The 22,266-nt window shown below is 45.6% G+C and carries 17 protein-coding genes; 12 read left to right on the top strand and 5 right to left on the bottom strand.

Annotation, left to right across the window (positions count from 1 at the left end):
* Positions 1–29 precede the first annotated feature (29 nt).
* Positions 30–284 (bottom strand): hypothetical protein, encoded by a 255-nt coding sequence (locus R7Q48_RS08425; protein WP_005384444.1) that lies wholly within the window; start codon positions 282–284, stop codon positions 30–32.
* A gap of 167 nt (positions 285–451) precedes the next feature.
* Positions 452–3,229 (bottom strand): insulinase family protein, encoded by a 2,778-nt coding sequence (locus R7Q48_RS08420; protein WP_318132251.1) that lies wholly within the window; start codon positions 3,227–3,229, stop codon positions 452–454.
* Between the two features lie 374 nt (positions 3,230–3,603).
* On the opposite strand from R7Q48_RS08420, the gene sixA reads away from it, so the two are divergent.
* Positions 3,604–4,068 (top strand): phosphohistidine phosphatase SixA, encoded by a 465-nt coding sequence (gene sixA, locus R7Q48_RS08415; protein ID WP_005380537.1) that lies wholly within the window; start codon positions 3,604–3,606, stop codon positions 4,066–4,068.
* A gap of 96 nt (positions 4,069–4,164) precedes the next feature.
* Here the strand turns inward: sixA and smrB are convergent, their stop codons facing one another.
* Positions 4,165–4,695 carry an endonuclease SmrB gene (smrB, locus tag R7Q48_RS08410; protein ID WP_005380539.1) on the bottom strand — a complete coding sequence of 177 codons (531 nt, stop codon included), beginning with the start codon at positions 4,693–4,695 and terminating at the stop codon, positions 4,165–4,167.
* Positions 4,696–4,757: 62 nt separating this feature from the next.
* On the opposite strand from smrB, the gene prmB reads away from it, so the two are divergent.
* Positions 4,758–5,690: a 50S ribosomal protein L3 N(5)-glutamine methyltransferase gene (gene prmB, locus R7Q48_RS08405; protein ID WP_318132250.1), complete on the top strand. Its 933-nt coding sequence runs from the start codon at positions 4,758–4,760 to the stop codon at positions 5,688–5,690.
* 180 nt (positions 5,691–5,870) lie between these two features.
* Positions 5,871–6,956 (top strand): chorismate synthase, encoded by a 1,086-nt coding sequence (aroC, locus tag R7Q48_RS08400; RefSeq protein WP_031780893.1) that lies wholly within the window; start codon positions 5,871–5,873, stop codon positions 6,954–6,956.
* A 223-nt stretch (positions 6,957–7,179) separates the two neighbouring features.
* Here aroC and R7Q48_RS08395 read toward each other — a convergent pair whose 3' ends face one another.
* The gene (locus R7Q48_RS08395; RefSeq protein ID WP_005380544.1) at positions 7,180–7,803 is read right to left on the bottom strand and encodes a trimeric intracellular cation channel family protein; all 624 of its coding nucleotides are present in this window, start codon (positions 7,801–7,803) and stop codon (positions 7,180–7,182) included.
* 332 nt (positions 7,804–8,135) lie between these two features.
* Here R7Q48_RS08395 and R7Q48_RS08390 point away from each other — a divergent pair, with 332 nt between their 5' ends.
* From R7Q48_RS08390 to R7Q48_RS08380, 3 genes are all read left to right on the top strand, one after another.
* Positions 8,136–8,666 carry an elongation factor P hydroxylase gene (locus R7Q48_RS08390; protein WP_005380546.1) on the top strand — a complete coding sequence of 177 codons (531 nt, stop codon included), beginning with the start codon at positions 8,136–8,138 and terminating at the stop codon, positions 8,664–8,666.
* Between the two features lie 25 nt (positions 8,667–8,691).
* Positions 8,692–8,955, top strand: a complete 264-nt coding sequence (locus R7Q48_RS08385; RefSeq protein ID WP_005380548.1) for a YfcL family protein — start codon at positions 8,692–8,694, stop codon at positions 8,953–8,955.
* 146 nt (positions 8,956–9,101) lie between these two features.
* Positions 9,102–9,626, top strand: a complete 525-nt coding sequence (locus R7Q48_RS08380) for an NADPH-dependent FMN reductase (protein ID WP_005380552.1) — start codon at positions 9,102–9,104, stop codon at positions 9,624–9,626.
* Between the two features lie 76 nt (positions 9,627–9,702).
* Here the strand turns inward: R7Q48_RS08380 and mnmC are convergent, their stop codons facing one another.
* Positions 9,703–11,721 (bottom strand): bifunctional tRNA (5-methylaminomethyl-2-thiouridine)(34)-methyltransferase MnmD/FAD-dependent 5-carboxymethylaminomethyl-2-thiouridine(34) oxidoreductase MnmC, encoded by a 2,019-nt coding sequence (gene mnmC, locus R7Q48_RS08375; RefSeq protein ID WP_256902983.1) that lies wholly within the window; start codon positions 11,719–11,721, stop codon positions 9,703–9,705.
* A gap of 128 nt (positions 11,722–11,849) precedes the next feature.
* Here mnmC and fabB point away from each other — a divergent pair, with 128 nt between their 5' ends.
* The 6 genes from fabB to accD all read left to right on the top strand — a co-directional run bounded on the left by fabB (position 11,850) and on the right by accD (position 22,243).
* The gene (fabB, locus tag R7Q48_RS08370; RefSeq protein ID WP_005380557.1) at positions 11,850–13,061 is read left to right on the top strand and encodes a beta-ketoacyl-ACP synthase I; all 1,212 of its coding nucleotides are present in this window, start codon (positions 11,850–11,852) and stop codon (positions 13,059–13,061) included.
* Between the two features lie 340 nt (positions 13,062–13,401).
* Entirely contained in the window at positions 13,402–14,535 is a 1,134-nt protein-coding gene (locus R7Q48_RS08365; protein WP_017820801.1) for a 4-phosphoerythronate dehydrogenase, read from the top strand.
* On the top strand, positions 14,532–15,545 hold the full coding sequence (locus tag R7Q48_RS08360; protein ID WP_005380562.1) for an aspartate-semialdehyde dehydrogenase: 1,014 nt from the start codon (positions 14,532–14,534) through the stop codon (positions 15,543–15,545). The genes R7Q48_RS08365 and R7Q48_RS08360 overlap by 4 nt, the downstream gene beginning before the upstream one ends.
* 197 nt (positions 15,546–15,742) lie before the next feature.
* The gene (locus R7Q48_RS08355) at positions 15,743–20,182 is read left to right on the top strand and encodes a FimV/HubP family polar landmark protein (RefSeq protein WP_318132249.1); all 4,440 of its coding nucleotides are present in this window, start codon (positions 15,743–15,745) and stop codon (positions 20,180–20,182) included.
* 142 nt (positions 20,183–20,324) lie between these two features.
* Positions 20,325–21,119 (top strand): tRNA pseudouridine(38-40) synthase TruA, encoded by a 795-nt coding sequence (gene truA, locus R7Q48_RS08350; RefSeq protein ID WP_256902981.1) that lies wholly within the window; start codon positions 20,325–20,327, stop codon positions 21,117–21,119.
* Positions 21,120–21,316: 197 nt separating this feature from the next.
* Positions 21,317–22,243, top strand: a complete 927-nt coding sequence (gene accD, locus R7Q48_RS08345) for an acetyl-CoA carboxylase, carboxyltransferase subunit beta (RefSeq protein ID WP_005380583.1) — start codon at positions 21,317–21,319, stop codon at positions 22,241–22,243.
* Positions 22,244–22,266 lie beyond the last annotated feature (23 nt).

Below are 22,266 nucleotides of genomic sequence, written 5' to 3'. Positions count from 1 at the left end.
GGCAAGCCTTTTTCATAAAGAAGAAATGGTTACTTCTTCTTGTCTTTCTTATCTTTATTGTGGCCTTTACCAGGGTTGTCGTCCCCATGAACGCTGCTATTACCTTTTTTGTCTTTATCATTCCACTGTTTTGAAGAGCAATCATCTGATTTGATGGATACATTGTCTCCGCTAAGGCGCACACAGTCGTCACTTAGTTCGAAACCATCGCCTTTGACTGAGATTTCAGCGTGAGCAGATGCCAATGGCAGTATAAGAGCCACAAGTAAAAGTGCTTTTTTCATGATTACCTCATTAAGTTATTTTTAGTGCGGTAATTAGAGCATAAGCCGCAATGGCGCAATTTCAATTTTCTGCCAATTATGGTGCCGATTCAATCTATGAGACCGACAACCTCATGGGTTTGTAGGTTCATTCTAGTAATCGACAATTTTATTTCTGCGCAACTAGATCACCCCAAGCCGCAATCTTTTGGCCGAAGTTGGAACTCTTCAATCGATCCTATTTCTTGTCCTAGATGGATGCGCGGAGCCTCCGAATGCGCTTGACCTTGAGAGTGCATGATCAAACGATTTGCAGTACGAGGTTTCAATTCGTTCACAACGAAGCGAATCATGTCTGCGCGCGTCAGCTTCTTCAACTCCGCCAGTACCTTGTCACGTTGGTTAAACTCAGTGTCCTTATTTCCTATCGCAACCCAAAGACGTTGAGCCCGTCCTCGAAGTGTGGTGTCCGGCGTTGCTATTTGGTTCCACAAGCCGCGCTTACTGCTGTGCCATTGGTAATCGTTTAACTCTAACAACACCATATAAAAGGCATTTAAAAACTCATCGATTGAGGTAACCAGCTCGGCAGGTGCTGCATTAGGTGACTGCACATACAGTACAATACCAGGGTGACGATTTAGCGGCATATTGCCAGTGCCTACCATGTAACCTAATTGCTGCTTGGTACGGATTTCGTGGAAAAACGTTGCCGACATAAGGTGATTGGCCAATGAGTATAGCGCGATACTACGAGGCTCAATATCCTCGCACTGGTGGTAAATAACGACCGCGGAATCTTGCTGGTTACAATGCACCTCACGTTGAAAACTGCCATTTTTACCTAGCATAATGAGCGGACGAAGTGCCTCTTCATAACGTTGCTCGTTAACTCTTAGAGCATCCTTCAAGGTCGTAGCCATGTCATGGGCTTGCTGGCGTTGCCAGTCTCCGTAAACAAACATTTCAACGTGCAGTTCTGCAAGAATGGATTCTACGAATACCGAGAGTTCATCGACTTCGATTTCTTCTAGCGCTTCGACTAAGGTTGCGAAAGGCGGGTTATTGGGTTGAAGTAACCCAGTAAGTGCGTTAAACAGCTGCGAAATAGGGCGATCTTGTGAAGCATTTCTCCAGTTTCGTAACAGTTGTTGTTTGATGGTTTCAAAGCGAGCAGGGCTGAAATCTCGAGAAGCAAAACGGTGCAGAATCATTTCTAGCAACTGAGGCAGCTTTTGACTGAACCCTGAGAGGGTTAAGGTCACGCCACCTTGGTGAGCGTACATGTTGTAACCCATCCCTGCGATTTCTGCTTGATAGGTTTCTTTTGCTAGCGAATCGAGGAACATCTCTACACATAAGCGCGTTTTGACGATGTTCTTTGGTGATGCAACGGCATGAGAGCTGTCGATAGCGACATAAACGACACCTTTAGGCACGCGAAATTCGTCATCTTGCAAATGCCACAGCCGAAACCCTTCGAGATCCTCAATCAACTCTGGCAGCGAATCACCATTTTCGAGTGGCATGGGGTCGAGGTCGTAGCAAATATAAGGGTTCTTTTTCGGTAAGACGAATTGCCAGCTTGGGTCGATTTGTTGATAGAAACGACGTTGGTCCTCACTAAAAGGTGTGACGGAGTACGGGGTAAAGTACCATTCGGCAGTACGGTTGTATTCCAGGCCTTTAGCAATCAAAGTGACGCGTACATTATCGATGGTTAAGTATCGCAGCAATGAACGCTGTAACTCCTCATCGTAGCCCGCCATTTTGTAGTCACCATAAACCGTGTCTTCCGGTTGATAGTGCTGCATGTTGATCACCAGATGGCTGACGAGATCCATTGGGCGCGATGGCTCTTGGAAGCGGAAAGCCGATTCTAAGACCGCTTGTTTTTCGAGATAGCGCCATTCATCTAACCCGTCTTGTTTGATCATCGAGAGGTATTGAAAAACCGCTTGAACGATATCATCAACATGATCTAAGCCGTTTGGCGTCAGGGTGCAGCTTACGGTAAAGTCTCGGTAGTTACTGCCACTCGCGCCGCCGCCCGCTGAGAGAGAGGTAATCCAGCCTTTTTCTTTGAGTTGAAGCATCAAACTGCCTTCTCCTTCATAACCCAACAGGTGAGCAAAGTAGGAGAGTGGCTTCACGCTATAATGCGCATCCATTCCCGGCATGGGGAATGTGAGAATCAGTTTACGGAACTCTTTGAGCGGCTCGACTTGAACCAAAATGCCCGTGCTTTCCTCAGTGCCGATCGGTACATCAATCGATTTTCCACGAAGATGGTGATTTGGGATGTCGGCAAACATGGCTTCTACCCAAGCTTGCTGTTCATCGAGCGGCTGTGGCCCAAATAGAGTCAGTGTCATCAAATCGGCGGAATACTGAGAGTGGTGAAACTCCACAATTTCGTCGCGGATGGATTTACCATCTCGGTCGCCAAGAGTATCTAAGTTTCCGACAGAGAATTTTGAAAACGGGTGCTCTGGATTGATGACTTCTTTGTTAACTTGATACAGGCGACGAGAATCATCATTGAGTTTGAGCTTGTATTCGGAGTCGACAGCCTGGCGTTCTTTGTCTAATGCTTCTTCGTTAAACAAAGGTGCGGTAAAAAATTGGCTAAATCGATCTAAGGCACTTTCAAAGGCATTTGGAGCAATATTGAAAAAGAAACAAGTGTGCTCTGTACCAGTCCAAGCGTTGTTTGTTCCACCGTGTTGGCTAATATAGCTTTGAAACTCGCCCACTTTAGGGTATTTTTCCGTACCCCAAAAAAGCATGTGTTCTAAATAGTGTGCCAGACCTTGGCGATCGTTTGGGTCGTCGAAGTGTCCAACGTTCACTGCCAGAGCAGCTGCCGACTGTTGAGCTGTATCGGAATGAATCAGCAGTACACGCAGTTCATTGCTCAAGGTAATGTAGCGGTATTGATTTGAATCGTTAGGACTTAGATGCACGATGCGTCTCCAGATTTCGCATTACAGTAATTTAGGCTCCCCTCGCGGGGGGCGCAAAGTTTGCGTTTCGACAAATACTGCTTGCCGTATTTTTGTTATTCGTAGACTTCTGCACAGGCCCATCGCGTTTGCGTATGGGGAAGAACTGTTTGAGTGAATGCTCTGAACTCATTGCACAGTTAAATAGTGTGATGAACTGAGTACACTCTTTTAATAGATTGTTAAGAAAGTCGCTATCTTTAACAAGCGAATTGGTATAATGAACAGATAATTATATCAGTATTTTTGTTTCGTCATTGTTAAAGTTAGCCCCGTCTATCTAATAAAGATAGCAGTCAACCTTTTGGTAGCGTTAGCTATCCCTAGGAAATAACATGAAAATATTCATCATGCGTCACGGTGAAGCCGAGCATTTTGCAGATTCAGACGCAGCACGACAATTGACCCCAAGAGGCAGAGTCGAATCAGAAGCGGTTGCGAGAGCCTGTAAAGAACAGGGTTTTGCGCAATTCGATAAAGTGTTGGTGAGTCCGTACATTAGAGCTCAACAAACTTGGCAAGAGATCAGTGCGTATTTCTCTGCAAAAAGCATTGAAACTTGTGAAGATATTACACCTTATGGCCAGTCCGAGCATGTCTTCGATTTCGCAAGTGCGTTAATCGAAGTCGAACAATTGGACTCGCTTTTGTTCGTATCGCATTTGCCTTTGGTCGGTTATCTGACTTCAGAGTTTGTAAAAGACATGACACCACCGATGTTTCCTACATCAGGCCTAGTGTGCATTGAATATGATTTACAAACACAAAATGGTGAAGTGCTATGGCATATTACGCCATAAGTGTCTAAACCAAAATAAGCGTTTGCAAATTAGAGACAGAATAAGAAAGGCAGGAGATCCCTGCCTTTTCGTTTCGTCGTGTCTACAGCAAGCTTGTTACTTTTCAGGAATTGAAAGCAACACTAACAACGCACCATCACCACCAAATTCTAGTGGCGCTTGGTGAAAAGCCATAACGTCAGGATGCTGTGCTAACCAAAGTGGGGCTTTCTGTTTCAGGATGTGTTTCCCAATACCATGTTGCACACACGCACAATGAATCTCGTTTTTGATGCAATAGGCTATCATCGCACCAAGCTCGCGTTTTGCTTCTTGCTGTGTCATGCCGTGCATATCGAGGAACACGTCCGGTACATACACGCCACGACGTAGACGTTTGACTTCATAAGTGGAGACGTCGTCACGTGCATAACGAGTTGGACCTTCATCGTTTAATAGAGGGACAAACTCGTCTGAAAAGTAAAATTCAGAGTCACTCGCTTCACGGTTGGAGCGCTTGATTTCTTTTTGCTTAGTATTTTTTTTTGGTTGCTGGATTATGGTATCCTGTCGCAACTTTTTTACGCCCTGTACTGCTTCCTGAAACAAGGCGAAATCGTCATCGTTCTCGGTGTCTTTTTTGCTCATTAGGTAAACAATTTCATTAATAAACTTTATTGGCAGTATTGTAGCGCTTTTCGGAGGCAATTTTGGATAAGATTTTTGTAGAAGAAGCGGTATCGGAGCTGCATACCCTTCAAGATATGATTCGTTGGACGGTAAGCCGCTTTAATGCAGCGAACCTGTTTTACGGTCATGGTACTGATAATGCGTGGGATGAAGCAGTTCAGCTTATCCTGCCAACCTTATACTTGCCGATTGATGTGCCTCCGCACGTATTGAACTCTCGCCTAACGACAAGCGAGCGTCTGCGTATTGTTGAGCACGTAGTAAAACGCATCAACGAGCGTACGCCAACAGCATACCTAACCAACAAAGCATGGTTCTGCGGTCTTGAGTTCTTCGTTGATGAGCGTGTACTTGTGCCACGTTCTCCTATCGGCGAATTGATTCAAGCGGAATTCCAACCTTGGTTGGTGGAAGAACCTACGCGCATCATGGACCTATGTACGGGTTCTGGTTGTATCGCGATTGCTTGTGCGCACGCTTTCCCTGAAGCAGAAGTGGATGCGATCGACATCTCTACAGATGCTCTACAAGTGGCTGAGCAAAACGTACAAGATCACGGCATGGAGCAGCAAGTGTTCCCAATTCGCTCTGATTTGTTCCGTGATCTTCCAAAAGAGAAATACAATCTAATCGTGTCCAACCCACCATATGTGGATGAAGAAGACATGAACAGCCTGCCAGATGAGTTCACGCATGAGCCTGAGCTTGGGCTAGCTGCGGGTACGGATGGTCTAAAACTAGTGCGTCGTATTCTTGCTAACGCGCCAGATTATCTAACAGATAACGGTATTCTTATTTGTGAAGTCGGAAACTCAATGATTCATATGATGGAACAGTACCCAGAGATTCCATTTACTTGGATTGAGTTCGAGAACGGCGGTCATGGCGTATTTATGCTAACGCGTGACCAGCTGGTTGAGTGTGCAGAAGAGTTTAAACTGTACAAAGACTAATAGAGTCTTGCACTAAACATTAAAACACCGAGCTTTATGCTCGGTGTTTTTTTATGCATACCTCGCCGATATTAACTCTTTACATCAAAACGTAATAAAGCCACTATGAATCCACGAAGAATTGGAAAGCAGCTATGCTCTGTTTTGAGAGAGCGTGGCGATAAAAAACTTGAGGAAGTAATGGCAGGAAACAGTATCGGACAACATTTCCGAGTGACGACATTCGGGGAAAGTCACGGTATCGCACTGGGATGTATCGTAGACGGATGTCCTCCGGGGTTGGAAATTACAGAAGCAGATCTACAAATCGATCTCGACCGCCGTCGTCCAGGCACATCACGTTACACCACACAACGTCGTGAACCGGATGAAGTTAAAATTCTTTCTGGTGTTTTTGAAGGCAAAACCACGGGCACATCGATCGGTTTGCTAATTGAAAACACCGATCAGCGCTCAAAAGACTACTCTGACATCAAAGATAAGTTCAGACCGGGTCATGCTGATTACACTTACCACCAAAAATATGGCATCCGCGACTATCGCGGTGGCGGCCGTTCTTCAGCTCGTGAAACCGCAATGCGTGTGGCTGCTGGTGCAATCGCGAAGAAATACTTAAAAGATGAGTTTGGTGTTGAGATTCGTGCTTACTTGTCACAAATGGGTGATGTATCTATCGACAAGGTAGATTGGAACGAAATCGAGAACAATGCATTCTTCTGCCCTGATGCTGACAAAGTAGAAGCATTTGACCAACTTATCCGTGACCTGAAAAAAGAAGGCGACTCTATTGGCGCAAAAATCCAGGTTGTGGCAACTAACGTGCCTGTTGGTCTTGGGGAACCCGTATTTGACCGTTTGGATGCAGACATCGCGCACGCACTAATGAGCATCAACGCGGTGAAAGGCGTGGAAATCGGAGACGGTTTCGAGGTGGTAAACCAAAAAGGCAGTCAGCACCGTGATACGCTTGCTCCTGAAGGTTTTGGTAGTAATCATGCGGGTGGCATTCTTGGTGGTATCTCGACTGGTCAAGACATTGTCGCAAACATTGCGCTTAAGCCAACATCAAGTATCACTGTGCCGGGTGAGACCATCACAAAAGAAGGTGAACCAACTCAGTTGATCACCAAAGGTCGTCATGACCCATGTGTGGGTATTCGTGCTGTGCCTATCGCAGAAGCGATGCTGGCTATTGTGGTGATGGATCATTTACTACGCCACCGTGGTCAAAACCATGGCGTAACAACTGAAACACCGAAGATTTAAGAGCTTTGTGTCATTCCAGCGAGCTATAGCTAGACTAGGAATCTAATTTCAGCACGATGAAAAGAGAAAGAAACATCTCTGACAACAGAGTGCTCGGATAATATATCCTGAATCATGCTCCTTCGTCGCTGTTCAGGATGACTGAATATAAAATTATGCCACTCACTGAATCGCGGGTGGCACAATTTTATCAGGCAACCTTTTTTGTTTAAGTAGTTTTTGCTTAATGAATCGAGCCTTCGGTTTCCAAATGGAAAGAAGGCAGACGCCACTTAAAGCGTACCGCAGCCATACGCAACATGTAACCAGTAACCAGTGTAATAATAGTGGCAGTGACATCGGGAACATTGAATTCTAATAGCGCTAAGTACATTCCTGATGCGATAAGAGCGACAGAAGCGTAAAGCTCTTCATGCAGTACCAATGGTGTTTGGCGACAGATTAAGTCGCGAAGTAGCCCACCGAATACACCAGTTACTAACGCTGAAACCATACAAATACCAGGGTGCAAGCCCATGCCCATCGCAATTTTTGTTCCGATGATACTAAACACGATTAAACCTAATGCATCGAGGCGAATGAACAGACCTTTCAGCTTAATCACCCATTTCGCTAAACCTGTTGTTAGCACACCTGCAACACACGTAATTGCAAGGAACTCTGGGTTTTTTACCCAACCAAGAGGGTAGTGGCCTAATAGAATGTCACGTACGGTGCCACCACCAATGGCCGTTGCGCTGGCCACCAACATAACACCAAACCAGTCCATCTTTCTTCTACCAGCACTTAACGCACCTGTCATGGCTTCAGCCGTGATACCAATGATATACAACACACTTAGCAACATAGGGAAACACTCAACGTAAAAAGTCACTACGTTCTACGAGAATCAGCGTAGGCGAAGTAACAACACTTACAAACGGTTCTATCTCTCTTAAAAAGTGATTAAAACCAGCAACATGCTTGTAATCAAACGGCTTAAAAATAGCGGTTTGAACGGCATCAAAATAAGGCGAGAGTGTAGTGGTAAATAAGTACGCTGACGAATGAGAAATTGTATGGAGAAAGCGATGTTCAGATAAATTCAACTAATAACCAAAAATGTGGGGTTGCCTTTACCTCATAGCTAAAAACAGCGACAATATGCAGCGCATGTCAAACTGAAGTACAAACTCGACGATGACCCACGAATACCAAGACTTAATCACCATTTTTAATGACACCTTTTTAGAACAATTTAATACGAAATTAGAGTTAGGTGGTGATGAGCCTATTTATCTTCCTGCTGATGATGAACACCCTCATCATCGGATTATTTTTGCTCGGGGTTTTTACGCCTCTGCTTTACACGAGATTTCGCATTGGTGTGTGGCTGGTCCAGAGCGTCGTTTGCTGGAAGATTTTGGCTATTGGTATGAACCCGATGGGCGAACAGCAGAAGTTCAAGCGGAGTTTGAGAAAGTTGAAGTGCGACCTCAAGCTTATGAATGGATTCTGGCACAAAGCGCTGGCTTCCCTTTTACGGTGAGTTGTGACAATCTACACGGCGATTTTGAACCAGATAGGCTCGGCTTTATGAAAAAAGTGCATAAAGAAGTGCTAGGTATTTTGGACGTTGGCTTGCCTTTGCGAGTGAAAATGCTTTCTGATGCCCTGCGCGCATTTTATCAAACTAAGCCACTGGAAGCGTCGGACTTTTGCGTTAAATAACCACTAATAACCTCAGAGATACACCATGATTATTGAATTTGAAGAAAAACTACTGGAACTGATTGATGCTCGAATTGAAACAGCATCTGACGATGAATTGTTTGCTGGTGGTTATTTACGTGGTCACATCTCTTTATCCGCGGCGTCTTGTGAAGAAGAAGGGATTAGCGATATTACTGAGCTGAAGTCACGCATTGAGAGCAGCTTAGAAGATGCGCGTACCGAGTTAAGCCCGGCCGATCGCGTGATTGTCAGTGATTTGTGGCAAGAGCTCCAGGCTCAGGCTTAATCCCTAAGCAGCGTTCTCCCTTTATTTAATCCTAGTCATTTACTACTTCGAAAAATTCGAACCTCTCCATAAAATTTTTGTGGTTGTAGCGAAACTGTTCAACTTTTATTCTGATCAGCATAAAACGTGAACAAAGGATTACAACCATGAAAATTGTCGCATTTGGTGCATCTACCAGCTCTACCTCAATCAACAAACTACTTGCTACATACGCAGCAAATCAAGTCGAAGGCGCTCAAGTGAATGTTCTAGACTTAAACGATTATCAAGCGCCAATGTTTAGCGAGGACAAAGAGAAAGAAATAGGTCAAGCTGAAGGGGCTGTCGCGTTTTTACGTGACTTGGCGGAGGCTGACGCTCTCGTTGTTTCCTTCGCAGAGCATAACGGTTCGTACCCAGCGGCCTATAAAAACTTGTTCGATTGGGCGACGCGCATTGAGCGTAATGTATTTCAAAACAAACCTGTCGTTTATTTAGCAACTTCCCCAGGTCCCGGTGGTGCACAAAGTGTTCTTGCGGCGGCGACAGGTTCTGCTCAATTTTTTGGCGCGGATGTAAAGGCATCGTTATCTGTGCCGAGCTTCTACGAAAATTTTGACGTGGAATCGGGTAAGGTTGTAAACCCAGAAGTGGCAGAGCAAGTGAAACAGGCAGTTGCACTGCTGAAGTAATCTCAGTACGAGCAACTTAGTGAGTTAGCGATTCCCGACACGTATCTGTGTCGGGAATTAAAACGAGAGAATACTCTTACAGCTCGGTAATGGCTTTGCCTTTTCTTAGTTTACGAACCCACATTCGACTTGGGTGAAGTTCGGTCAATACATCAACAGGTAATGGCAGCGGGTCCCCACAGATCTGGGAGGCCAACACTTCAGCTAATAGTGGTGCAGAGCTCAGTCCACGAGATCCTAAACCTAAAAAGCAGAATAGGTTAGGGTACTGATGAATGGTTTCTACCTCTTCTGCTTTTTGATTTTGTAAGTTGGCGTATTGCGTTTTGATCGTCTCAAAGTCACCCACATTTCCGACAAATGGTAAGTGATCTCGGCTAACACAACGAATACCTTGGCGAGATTGATTACCAGTGATATCTACCTCTTTTGCCCATGTTTGATTCGGTACACATTTCACTAGCTTTTCCGCATTATCTTTTTGGGCGTTTTCATCAAATTCGTAGTCAAGGTGACTGCGGTCGTAGCTTGCACCGATACACAAGTGTTGATTACTTGGGTTAACAGGTGTCATGTAACCGTCGTAACACAACACCGTTTTCAGCTGACTCAGCGTTTCTGTTGCTGGCGCATGACTGACTTGTCCTTTCACTTGTCCCATTGGTAGGGAAGCGGTTTGACTCAATGTCTGGAACTCATGGCCGTTCGCAATTACAACCGTTGAGTGCTCAAATGTTTGACCACTCGCCGTTAGTAGCCAGAACTGACGCTTTTCATCCCAATCTAATGCCTCAACATGGTGTTCAAACTTCGTTGAGAGTAACGACGTCTTCTCCAATTGTTTAATTAACCCGCGAGTTAACTCGGCAGGGCACAGCCACCCTCCCATTGGGTAGTGCACAGACGCCATATCAATAGGTAACCCGATAGTGTTCGCAGTCTCCTCGGCGGACAGCTTGTGAATGAGCTCTGGAGTGAAGTTACCCGCAAGCATTTTCTCCAGTTTGTCTGTGGATTTGTCATCCCACATCAACTGAGTTACGCCACACCAGTCATGATCAAAATCGATCTCTTGTGCTGCTTGTTCAACAAACTGACGTGCGAACAAAAATGCAGGAGCAAACACTCGTGAAACACCCGTGTGCGGGCCATTAAGCAGTGGATAAACGGCTCCTTGTCGATTGCCTGAAGCTCCTTTGGCTGGTTGTTTGTCTTTACAGTAAAGGGTGACGTTTTGGCCACGACGAACTAACGTTTTCGCTAACGCCGCGCTAGCTATACCACCACCAATGATGGCAATCGAATCAAGATTGCTAGATGCTGAGCGATTGAACCAAGGGAGATGGTTCGACTGCTTTTCACGTTGCTCCATAGAGCCGGCGATCATTTCTCGCTTAGTGCCGAAACCTTTCACCTTTTTCATTGTAAAGCCAGCTTCGTTCAAACCACGACGTACAAAGCCTGCTGCGGTAAACGTGGCAACTGTACAATCTTGCTTGGCTAGCTTTGCCATGTTGTTGAACAGGCCTTGGTTCCACATTTCTGGGTTTTTGCTTGGCGCGAATCCATCTAAGAACCAAGCATCAATCAAACCTTGTTCGTTGTATGGAACTTGCGGCATGCAGTCTTTAATGTCACCAAACCAAAGGTCGAGTGTGATTGCACCGTCTTCTAAAACAATGCGATGACACTCCGGCACAGCGGCAGGATAGTGCTTTTGTAACTTTTCCGCGTACTCAGCTAGCTCAGGCCAAGCTTCATGCGCCTTCTTTAAATCGGCTTTGCTTAATGGGTATTTTTCAAAGCTAATAAAATGCAGCTCTTTCAATGTTGCGTCCGGATGCTGACGACGAAACTCACTAAACCACTGGCATACTGCTAAGAAGTTTAATCCCGTGCCAAATCCTGTTTCACCAATGACAAAACGTCTTTGGTCAAATTCCTGCCATCTTTCTGGGAGATGATTTTGTTTTAAGAAAACGTAGCGTGTCTCTTCAAGACCGTTTACGTTAGAGAAGTAAACATCATCAAATTGGTCTGAAACCGGAGTACCAGCTTCGTTCCAACCAAGTTCTGCGTTTTTTATTGAAGTCATAATGGTGCAAATTTGTGATTTGGCGCGGTAAGAATGGGGCGATTGTACGAATTTATGGGAAAGCTGACCACTTTTGTTGACTATCTTAGTTATCATCTAGCGGATTTTTGAATTATAGGAATGTCATAATGAAACGAGTCGTAATCACCGGTATGGGTATTGTTTCAAGTATCGGTAACAACGTCGAAGAAGTTCTAGCGTCTCTTAAAGCGGGCAAATCTGGCATCACTGCATCTGAGCAGTTCAAAGAACACGGTCTTCGTTCGCAAGTATGGGGTGATCTAAAAATCAACCCGGCGGAACACATCGACCGTAAGCAGATGCGCTTTATGGGTGATGCGGCTGCTTATGCATACCTATCAATGGAGCAGGCAATCGCAGACGCTGGTCTTACAGAAGAGCAGGTTTCAAACGATCGTACCGGTATCGTTGCAGGTTCTGGCGGTGCTTCTGCATACAATCAAACGGTAGCGACAGACACGATGCGCGCCAAAGGCGTAAAGCGAGTTGGTCCTTACATGGTTCCTCGTACTATGTCTTCTACTGTTTCTGCCTGTCTTGCTACGCCATTTAAGATTCGTGGCGTGAACTACTCAATGAGCTCTGCATGTGCAACATCTGCACACTGTATCGGCCATGCTATGGAGCTTATTCAACTAGGCAAACAAGATATTGTTTTTGCTGGTGGCGGCGAAGAGCTAGATTGGTCTCAAACTATGATGTTTGATGCGATGGGCGCACTGTCAACCAAATACAATGACACGCCAGACAAAGCATCTCGTACATACGATGCAGACCGTGACGGTTTTGTTATCTCGGGCGGCGGCGGCATGCTGGTTATTGAAGAACTAGAGCACGCACTGGCACGTGGTGCGAAAATCTACGGTGAAATCGTAGGTTACGGTGCGACATCAGATGGCTACGACATGGTAGCGCCATCAGGTGAAGGCGCAATTCGTTGTATGAAGATGGCGATGCAAGACGTTGATGGTGTGGATTACATCAACACGCACGGCACATCGACACCAGTTGGTGACGTGAAAGAGCTTGGTGCTATCCAACAATTGTTTGGTGAGAACAGCCCTGCAATCTCTGCAACAAAAGCAATGACTGGCCACGCACTCGGCGCAGCGGGCGTGCACGAAGCAATTTACTCAACACTTATGCTAGACAAAAACTTCATTGCTCCAAGCATCAATATTTCAAACTTGGACGAAGCAGCACAAGGTCTGGACATCGTGACAGAAGCACGTGATGCAGAGCTAACGACCGTAATGTCAAACAGCTTTGGCTTTGGCGGCACAAACGCAACTTTGGTTATTAAAAAGTACCAAGGTTAACTGAATTTGTTGGCGCCTTGCGAGAGTACTGTAAACGCCAACAATCCAGTTTCCAGAGCTTGATCAGTCACACTGATCGAACAGACGCAGACTCTATCCCATGGAGAGCGGGATAGGATCCTTTTGTTCTGGAACTTTGCCCGGCTATTTAGCCGGGCTTTTTCTTTTCTCTGTTTCTGCTTTTCTCTAGGCTTCCCGTCAATCGATTCTATAGGAGTTACCTCCTTGAGGTTTATTGGTGTTATATCTTGAGATTTTTCGGGAAAAGGGCACAATCGCTTTAGTTTCGCATCTTGCGAATAAACGAACTCTTACAAATGGATGTTAGAACGCTGGCGTTATGAAAATTATTGTTGATGAAAATATGCCGTATGCTGAAGAGCTATTCAGCCAACTCGGTAACGTAATTCTAAAACCAGGTCGTACACTGACCGCCGATGATTTAGTGGATGTTGATGCCCTAATGATTCGCTCAGTCACCAAAGTGAATGCTGACCTGATCAGCAAAGCAAACAAGCTGAAGTTTGTTGGTACGGCCACGGCAGGCATGGATCATGTTGACCAAGCACTTTTAAAAGAGAAAGGTATTTTCTTCACTGCGGCGCCAGGGTGTAACAAAGTGGGTGTGGCGGAATACGCGTTCAGCGTGATGATGGTGCTCGCTCAGCAACAAGGTTTCTCGGTATTTGACAAGACGGTAGGTATTATTGGTGCAGGCCAAGTAGGTAGCTACCTAGAGAAATGTTTGAAAGGCATGGGTATGAAAGTTCTCATCAATGACCCATTCAAACAAGAGTCTGGTGATCCTCGTAGCTTTACTCCGTTGACAGAACTGATTGAAAGCTCAGACATCATTACACTACATACGCCAATCACCAAAGATGGCCCATACCCAACGCATCATTTGATTGATGAGAAGGTATTAAATGGTCTCCGCAGCGATCAAATTTTGATTAACGCGGCTCGAGGTCCCATCGTTGACAACGCTGCTTTGAAGCAACGTCTTTTGAAAAATGATGGCTTTACAGCGGCACTCGACGTATTTGAATTTGAACCAGAGGTTGATATGGAGCTTCTGCCTCTGCTAGCATTCGCAACCCCTCACGTTGCAGGCTACGGCTTGGAAGGGAAAGCTCGCGGTACAACGATGATTTTCAACAGCTACTGTGAGTTCTTAAATAACGAATTACGTGCGCATGCCAGCGATTTACTGCCAACCGCGCCTGTTCCTACTATGGTATTGGACAGAGCTTGGGACGAAGCAACACTGCATAACATCACGCAGTTAATCTATGATGTGCGTAGAGATGACGCTCTTTTCCGCCGTGAAATCAGTAAGCCAGGCGCTTTTGACCTGATGCGTAAAAACTACTGGGATCGCCGTGAATACAGCGCTGTCACGCTAGTGGGTAACAAAACATGTAACCTTGCTCCATTAGCAGAACTAGGTTTTCAGATTGAGGTAAGTCAATGAGCCAGCAATATAATGTTGCCATTTTAGGTGCGACCGGTGCGGTCGGTGAAACAATTTTGGATGTGCTTCAAGAGCGCAAATTCCCAGTAGGCGAAATCTTCCTACTCGCGAGTGAGCGCAGCGAAGGCAAGACTTATCGCTTCAATGGTAAAACGGTACGCGTTCAAAACGTAGAAGAGTTCGATTGGTCTCAAGCGCATATCGCACTGTTTTCTGCTGGTGGTGAGCTATCAGCCAAGTGGGCTCCAATTGCCGCTGATGAAGGCGTGATTGTTATCGACAATACATCACACTTCCGTTACGAGTACGACATTCCTCTTGTTGTGCCAGAAGTAAACCCAGAAGCGATTGCAGAGTTTCGTAACCGTAACATCATCGCGAACCCGAACTGTTCAACCATCCAAATGCTGGTGGCACTAAAACCAATTCACGATGCGGTGGGCATTGAGCGTATTAACGTATCAACTTACCAATCGGTGTCTGGTGCAGGCAAAGCGGGTATCGATGAGCTAGCAGGTCAAACGGCGAAGCTGCTAAACGGTCTGCCTGCAGACAAGAAGCAATTCTCTCAACAGATCGCGTTTAACTGTATTCCACAAATCGATCAAATGATGGAAAACGGCTACACCAAAGAAGAAATGAAAATGGTGTGGGAAACACAGAAGATCTTTAACGATCCATCAATCACAGTCAATCCAACGTGTGTACGTGTTCCTGTATTCTACGGTCACGCAGAAGCACTTCACATTGAGACTCGTTCACCTATCGATGCACAAGAAGTCGTTAACTTGCTTGAGCAAACTGACGGTATCGAAGTGTTCCACGGTGAAGACTTCCCTACACAAGTTCGCGATGCGGGCGGTAAAGACCATGTAATGGTTGGCCGTATCCGTAACGATATCAGCCATCATAGCGGCGTAAACCTGTGGGTTGTTGCTGATAACGTGCGTAAAGGCGCGGCAACTAACGCGGTGCAAATCGCAGAAGTTCTGATCCGCGATTACTACTAAGTCGCTTACAGTTCATTTCAAAGCCTCGCACAGTGCGAGGCTTTTTTGTACGAACGAAACAAAATAGTGTGAGATTAGTACGAATATGGCGAGAGCCACACATTTTTTATTCTCAACGCTATAGTTTTGCATGCGATATCCGATATATTTAACCGATCACCATTTCAAATTGTATTTAGCACAAAACTGAGCCTTCTATGCGTCAAAATTATAAGCGTTTGTTAGCAGCCCTTGTGTTGATGAGCGCGACTCAGACATCATCAGTGGTTCAAGCCGAAGGAATTCGTCTTGTTGGACCGTCTGGTGAAGTGCAATCATCTCCGAGCTATGCTGAAGATATTGAGCGAGCATTACCTGCTCCTCCTGCGAATACTCAACCGTCACGTTTCTTTGGTCCGACTGGTGAAAATCAAACACTATGGTCGATCGCTTCAGAATTACGACCTTCACGCGGTGTTACCGTTCAACAAACGCTTCTTGCCATTTACCGAATTAACCCTCAAGCGTTTGAGAACCAAAACATTCATGAATTGATCCCAGGTAGTCGGCTACGAGTACCTTCTCTAGAGCAAGTGCAAAGCGCGACCACAGCGCAAGCTGTTGCGATTATGAAGGCGCATGAAGCTAAGTTAAAACAGCCGAAGCCGACAAATAGAGCGACGCCAGCACAACGAGTCACCGAGCAACCAAAGCCACAAATTAAAGTAGAACCCAAGCCTGCGACTAAGCCAGAGACAGTGGCTGCAACGGAGCCAAAACCAACTCCGAAAACAATACCCGTCATCCCTGCGCCACCAGTAACCACCTCTCCGCAGGGAGAAAAGCAGGTCAGTGCGCTAAAGGACAAACTTCAAGGCTCACAAAGTGAATTAGAGTCATTAGAAGAGAAGAACCATCGTCTTCGATTGATGCTGTCAGAAGTGCAAAGCGAAGTCGAAACTTTGAAAAGCGAACTGAATGACGAAGAACGCATTCGCTCAGAAGTCGAGAAACTGCTTGCTGAAGAGCGCCAGCGCCTTGCTGAACAACAACGCATGCAACCAAGCACCATGGACAAAATTTTGTCTAATGGTTGGCTTGTTGGTCTTGCGGCATTAATTCCTGGTGCTTTGATTGCGTTGCTAGTTGTTATGCTTCTTGGTCGACGCTCTAAAGTGAAAGAGGAAGAAGCGGCTGAACAGGAACAGCAAAACGTTGATCCTCTTGCAGCGCCAATCGGTTTAGCGGCGGCGGATGAGCTGGATGAAGAGCTCACGCTTGATGATGAATTGTTTGCAGATGAAGATATCAACACACAGTCTTTACAAGAAGAGAAGTCAGATTTAGAAGAAGACGTCTTTGCTAACCTCGACGATGAAGAACTTGATTTCAATCTGGAAGGGGACGATGACCCATTTGCAGATATTGGCGATGACGGTGACCTAGATGTTGGTCTGGATGAGTTTGAGTCATCGAACAATGGTATCCAAGTCAACGGCGAAGAAAAAGCGCTTGGTTTAGAAGAAATGGAGCGAGCCTTAGATGAGGTTGCTCCAGAACTAGAAGTGCTCGATGACGATGAGTCTGGCTTCGATCTTTCGGATGATGCGAATGAGAAATCAGACTCGCTTTCAGACGACGCATTTGCCGAGTTACTTGCAGCCGATGAGCCGTCAGAAGAGTTACCAAGTGACACTGTCGACCAGGATATGCTTGATGACTTGTTTGCTGAACTTGGCAATGATGACTTCGATTTAGATACTGATGAGCCTGAGTTAAAACAGCCCGTTTCGGATGATGACTTTAGTGTAGGAGAGGCATCTGACGACGATATCGATAAGCTATTGGCCCAGTATGAACAACCGGCTAGTGAATCGGAAGTTCGAGAAGCTGACGCCAATGAAGGTCCTGTTCTAGATGAAAACAGTACAGAGCTACTCGATGAACTCATTGATTTTGATGAAGATGATACAGACGAGTTTGATCCATTAAACGAGCTAGAAGCAATCTCTGGTTTTGAAGGTGATGACTCGATCGAAGAGTTAGACGCAGATAGCACAGACTTACTGGATGAACTCATTGATGATGTTACCTCTGAACTTGATGAAGAGACTGAAGCTGATTTAGATCCGTTTGATGATCTGATTCGAGAGGACGAGAGCCCAGAGCAGAATAAATCGGAAGAGGAAGAGTTACTGAAATCACTTGGTTTTGGTGAGCCAGACGCCGACGAAAAGCCATCTTCCGTAGTTGAGTCAGAACAAACTCATGAAGATCAGGACATTGAGTCTGGATTGGACATCGACGCTTTATTAAGTGAAAGCCAACCAGACACGCAACAAGCTGCAAAAGAGCAACCATTAACCGAGCCAGAGGCTGCTTCAGAGCCATTTAGCAGCGATGAATTTCTTGGTGATTTAGAGGACCTCTCACCAGAGAATGATCCTTTAATGAGCGAGCTAGACGACCTATTTGAGTCAGACAGTGAAGAACTTCTGCCAACAGAACAAGAAAAAGCGGATTTTTCTGCTGAACTTGACGCTCTATTTGATAGTGAAGACGATTTACCGCAGCAAGTTGAAAAAACACAAACGGAGATAGAGGAAGCTTCATCACTACAACAAGAGGCTACCGATACTGATTCAACACAAGAACCATCCGTGGAGTCCGATGCTGAGGTACAGCCTCACGTTGAGCGAGAGGAAGACATTCCAGCCTTCACGCCGACACCAAATACAATAGAAAATGAATTCGGTGTTCCACAAGAAGAAGATTGGCTACTGGATGAACCTGAATTGGAGCCGGAAACTGAGTCGACCAACGATTCAGAAGATGAATTCAATTTTGATGAGCTAGATCTTCCAGAATTCAGCGAAGAAGATGCTCTAGCATCTATGGCTGGCGAACCTGCGTTAGAAACGTCCGAGTCCGTTGAACCAGAACAAATTGAAGCCGACTTGCCAGCTGAGTCCGAAGAAGAGTTCAATTTTGACGAGCTGGATCTTCCTGAGTTTAGTGAAGAAGACGCATTGGCGTCTATGTCGGATGAGCCGGAGTTAGAAACGTCCGAGTCTGTTAAACCAGAGCAAGTCGAAGCTGACTTACCAGCTGAGTCCGAAGAAGAGTTCAATTTTGATGAGCTGGATCTTCCAGAATTCAGTGAAGAAGACGCATTGGCGTCTATGACGGATGAGCCGGAGTTAGAAACGTCCGAGTCCGTTGAGCCAGAACAGGTTGAAGCAGACTTGCCAGCTGAATCAGAAGATGAATTCAATTTTGATGAGATCGATTTGCCAGAGTTCAGTGAAGAAGATGCACTGGCGTCTATGGCTGGCGAACCTACGTTAGAAACGTCCGAGTCCGTTAAGCCAGAACAAGTTGAAGCCGACTTGTCAGCTGAGTCCGAAGAAGAGTTCAATTTTGACGAGCTGGATCTTCCTGAGTTTAGTGAAGACGACGCATTGGCGTCTATGGCTGGCGAACCTGCGTTAGAAACGTCCGAGTCCGTTGAGCCAGAACAAGTTGAAGCCGACTTGCCAACTGAGTCCGAAGAAGAGTTCAATTTTGATGAGCTCGATTTGCCAGAGTTCAGTGAAGAAGATGCACTGGCGTCTATGGCTGGCGAACCTGCGTTAGAAACGTCCGAGTCCGTTGAGCCAGAACAGGTTGAAGCCGACTTGCCAACTGAGTCCGAAGAAGAGTTCAATTTTGATGAGCTCGATTTGCCAGAGTTCAGCGAAGAAGATGCCTTGGCGTCGATGGAAGAAGAGCCAGAATTACCGAGCTCTGAGACTGCAGATATAGAACCAATCTCCGGTGAGGATGAAGAGTTAAGTTTTGACGACCAAGATCTTCCAGAGTTCAATGAGGAAGATGTTCTCGCGTCAATGAACGAGGGTGCGCCAGAGAGCCCTAAGGTTGAAGCAGAGACATCGAGACCAGCTATTCAAGCCGATAACGATCATGATGCTTTGTTTGAAGTATTTGCGCAGCAAAACGGCTTTGATACTGACCCAGAAGTGCAGCCAACAGCGACAGAGGGTGAGCCGCTCAGTAATTTGGATGATGAATCATCAATGGCTAACCTTCTTGCGGAAGACGCAAACTCAGAAGTATTTGAAGGTAAACTAGACAGTGACACCATCGCAAGTGCAGGTATGGATTTTGAAACCATGCTTGATGTTGGAGATGATTGGGATGGCTTTAAACCCGCTGCTGATAACGTAAGTTCTACTGAAGAAGTGCCTGAGGACCAGCGTGATGTTTGGAATTCGAGTGATGCACTAAGTCAGCCAGAGATCGCGCAAGAAAACTGGGCAGAGCAAAGCGACTTGGATGACTTCGACCCGAAGAAAAATCAATTTATGACGATTGATGAATTGATGGCTCAGGTCGACAGAGAAGGTGGTGAGTTCGAAGAAGAAGACCTTAAGCTCGATGTCGGATTGAACGAGTTTCCAGATGTTATCGGTGAGATCGGCGATATTGACGTAGATAGCAATGCTGAAGCGGCTGGGAAACTGGATTTGGCTAAAATCTATCTCGAGATGAACGATTCTCAAGGGGCGATTAAACTACTAGAAGAGGCGATTGTTTACGGTGAGGATGATATTCGCCGCGAAGCAAAAAGCCTGATTGACGCCATTAATGGCCGATAAACCGAAACAAAAGGGTAGCGTTTGCTACCCTTTTTGTGTCCCGTTAGTATGATGCTACCTTTATGTCACCCTTGGTGAAACTGGCAACTTGAGGTGACTTGAGTATATACTTCCCGCCCCATTTTAGAGTTCGAAGGTTAAGATGAGAATCGCATTAGGTATCGAGTACAACGGTACAAACTACTTTGGTTGGCAGCGCCAAAGAGAAGTGAAAAGTGTCCAAGAAGAGCTAGAGAAAGCATTGTCCGTCGTCGCTAATCACCCAGTTGAAGTTCAGTGTGCTGGTCGGACAGACGCAGGCGTGCATGGCACGGGACAAGTTGTGCACTTTGATACCAACGTTACTCGAAAAATGGTAGCTTGGACCATGGGCGCAAACGCGAACATGCCAAGCGATATAGCGGTTCGTTGGGCTAAGGAAGTTTCAGATGATTTCCATGCAAGATTCTCAGCGACAGCGCGCCGTTATCGTTACATTATTTTCAATCATGCTTTACGTCCAGGCATCTTAAACTCGGGGGTTAGTCACTATCATGGTGAGCTCGACGAGCAAAAAATGCATGAAGCAGGGCAGTTCCTGCTCGGCGAAAATGATTTTACGTCGTTTCGCGCGGCGCATTGTCAGTCTCGCAGCCCATTTCGAAACTTGATGCACCTGAACGTTACGCGCCATGGAAACTATGTGGTTATTGATATTAAAGCTAATGCGTTCGTGCATCATATGGTTCGTAATATCACAGGTAGCTTGATAAAAGTTGGACGTGGCGAAGAGAGTCCTGAATGGATCAAGTGGTTATTAGACGCCAAAGATCGCAAACTAGCGGGTGCGACAGCGAAAGCGGAAGGTCTGTACCTGGTAGATGTAGACTACCCAGAAGAGTTTGGGTTACCTGAAGTGCCGATCGGTCCACTGTTTTTACCAGATAATTTGAACTAATTTTACAAACTTATTTCAAAATATCGGTAGTGTTTACATTGAATGTGAACGGAAAACATACGCTATTTACGATATCAAAAATAGGTACAACCAGTTTTTTATCTACAGTAGCTGCAAGATATGGTTTAATCCGTCGGTATTATGTCGAATTTATATCTTTCGCAATGAAGCGGAAGAGTTGAGAGAAAAGGTCTTCCATGAGTTGGCTTGAAAAGATTTTAGAGAAAAGCAATCTAGTAAGTTCACGCAAAGCTTCTATCCCAGAAGGTGTGTGGACTAAATGTACCTCTTGTGAACAGGTTTTATACCATGCTGAACTAGAGCGTAACTTAGAAGTTTGTCCAAAGTGTAACCATCACATGCGTATGAAAGCGCGTCGTCGTTTGGAAACATTTTTAGATGAAGGTAATCGAGTTGAATTAGGTTCTGAACTTGAGCCACAGGATAAACTGAAATTTAAAGATTCTAAGCGATACAAAGAGCGTATCTCTGCTGCACAAAAAAATAGCGGTGAGAAAGATGCGCTAGTTGTGATGCAGGGTGAATTGCTTGGTCTGCCGCTTGTGGCGTGTGCGTTTGAATTCTCCTTTATGGGTGGTTCAATGGGTTCAGTCGTTGGTGCTCGCTTTGTGAAAGCAGTGGATGCAGCCATTGAAAATAACTGTGCGCTTGTTTGTTTCTCAGCAAGTGGTGGTGCTCGTATGCAAGAGGCTTTAATGTCTCTTATGCAAATGGCAAAAACCAGTGCTGCGCTTGAGCGTTTATCAGAAAAAGGTCTGCCGTTTATTTCTGTTCTAACTGACCCTACAATGGGTGGTGTATCAGCAAGTTTGGCTATGTTGGGTGATATCAACATCGGTGAACCTAAGGCCCTCATTGGCTTTGCTGGTCGTCGTGTAATCGAGCAAACTGTACGTGAAGATCTTCCTGAAGGTTTCCAGCGTAGTGAGTTCCTGCTTGATCACGGTGCTATTGATATGATCGTTGACCGTCGTGAAATGCGTCAGCGCGTGGGTGGTCTTATCGCTAAGATGACTAACCACAAGTCTCCTTTGGTGGTTTCGGTTAACGAATCTCCAAATGAAGAGCCATATTCTGTACCAGAAGCGGACGAAAAAGGGTAAAGTATCAACTAACATAAAAACCA

The sequence above is a fragment of the Vibrio sp. 378 genome (assembly GCF_033339435.1).
This window is presented reverse-complemented; position numbering and strand designations above follow the sequence as displayed.

Coding starts and splice junctions, on each gene's coding strand:
- R7Q48_RS08425 (WP_005384444.1), bottom strand. CDS start 284: ATGAAAAAAGCACTTTTACTTGTGGCTCTTATACTGCCATTGGCATCT.
- sixA (WP_005380537.1), top strand. CDS start 3,604: ATGAAAATATTCATCATGCGTCACGGTGAAGCCGAGCATTTTGCAGAT.
- smrB (WP_005380539.1), bottom strand. CDS start 4,695: ATGAGCAAAAAAGACACCGAGAACGATGACGATTTCGCCTTGTTTCAG.
- aroC (WP_031780893.1), top strand. CDS start 5,871: ATGGCAGGAAACAGTATCGGACAACATTTCCGAGTGACGACATTCGGG.
- R7Q48_RS08395 (WP_005380544.1), bottom strand. CDS start 7,803: ATGTTGCTAAGTGTGTTGTATATCATTGGTATCACGGCTGAAGCCATG.
- R7Q48_RS08390 (WP_005380546.1), top strand. CDS start 8,136: ATGACCCACGAATACCAAGACTTAATCACCATTTTTAATGACACCTTT.
- R7Q48_RS08385 (WP_005380548.1), top strand. CDS start 8,692: ATGATTATTGAATTTGAAGAAAAACTACTGGAACTGATTGATGCTCGA.
- R7Q48_RS08380 (WP_005380552.1), top strand. CDS start 9,102: ATGAAAATTGTCGCATTTGGTGCATCTACCAGCTCTACCTCAATCAAC.
- mnmC (WP_256902983.1), bottom strand. CDS start 11,721: ATGACTTCAATAAAAAACGCAGAACTTGGTTGGAACGAAGCTGGTACT.
- fabB (WP_005380557.1), top strand. CDS start 11,850: ATGAAACGAGTCGTAATCACCGGTATGGGTATTGTTTCAAGTATCGGT.
- R7Q48_RS08365 (WP_017820801.1), top strand. CDS start 13,402: ATGAAAATTATTGTTGATGAAAATATGCCGTATGCTGAAGAGCTATTC.
- R7Q48_RS08360 (WP_005380562.1), top strand. CDS start 14,532: ATGAGCCAGCAATATAATGTTGCCATTTTAGGTGCGACCGGTGCGGTC.
- R7Q48_RS08355 (WP_318132249.1), top strand. CDS start 15,743: ATGCGTCAAAATTATAAGCGTTTGTTAGCAGCCCTTGTGTTGATGAGC.
- truA (WP_256902981.1), top strand. CDS start 20,325: ATGAGAATCGCATTAGGTATCGAGTACAACGGTACAAACTACTTTGGT.
- accD (WP_005380583.1), top strand. CDS start 21,317: ATGAGTTGGCTTGAAAAGATTTTAGAGAAAAGCAATCTAGTAAGTTCA.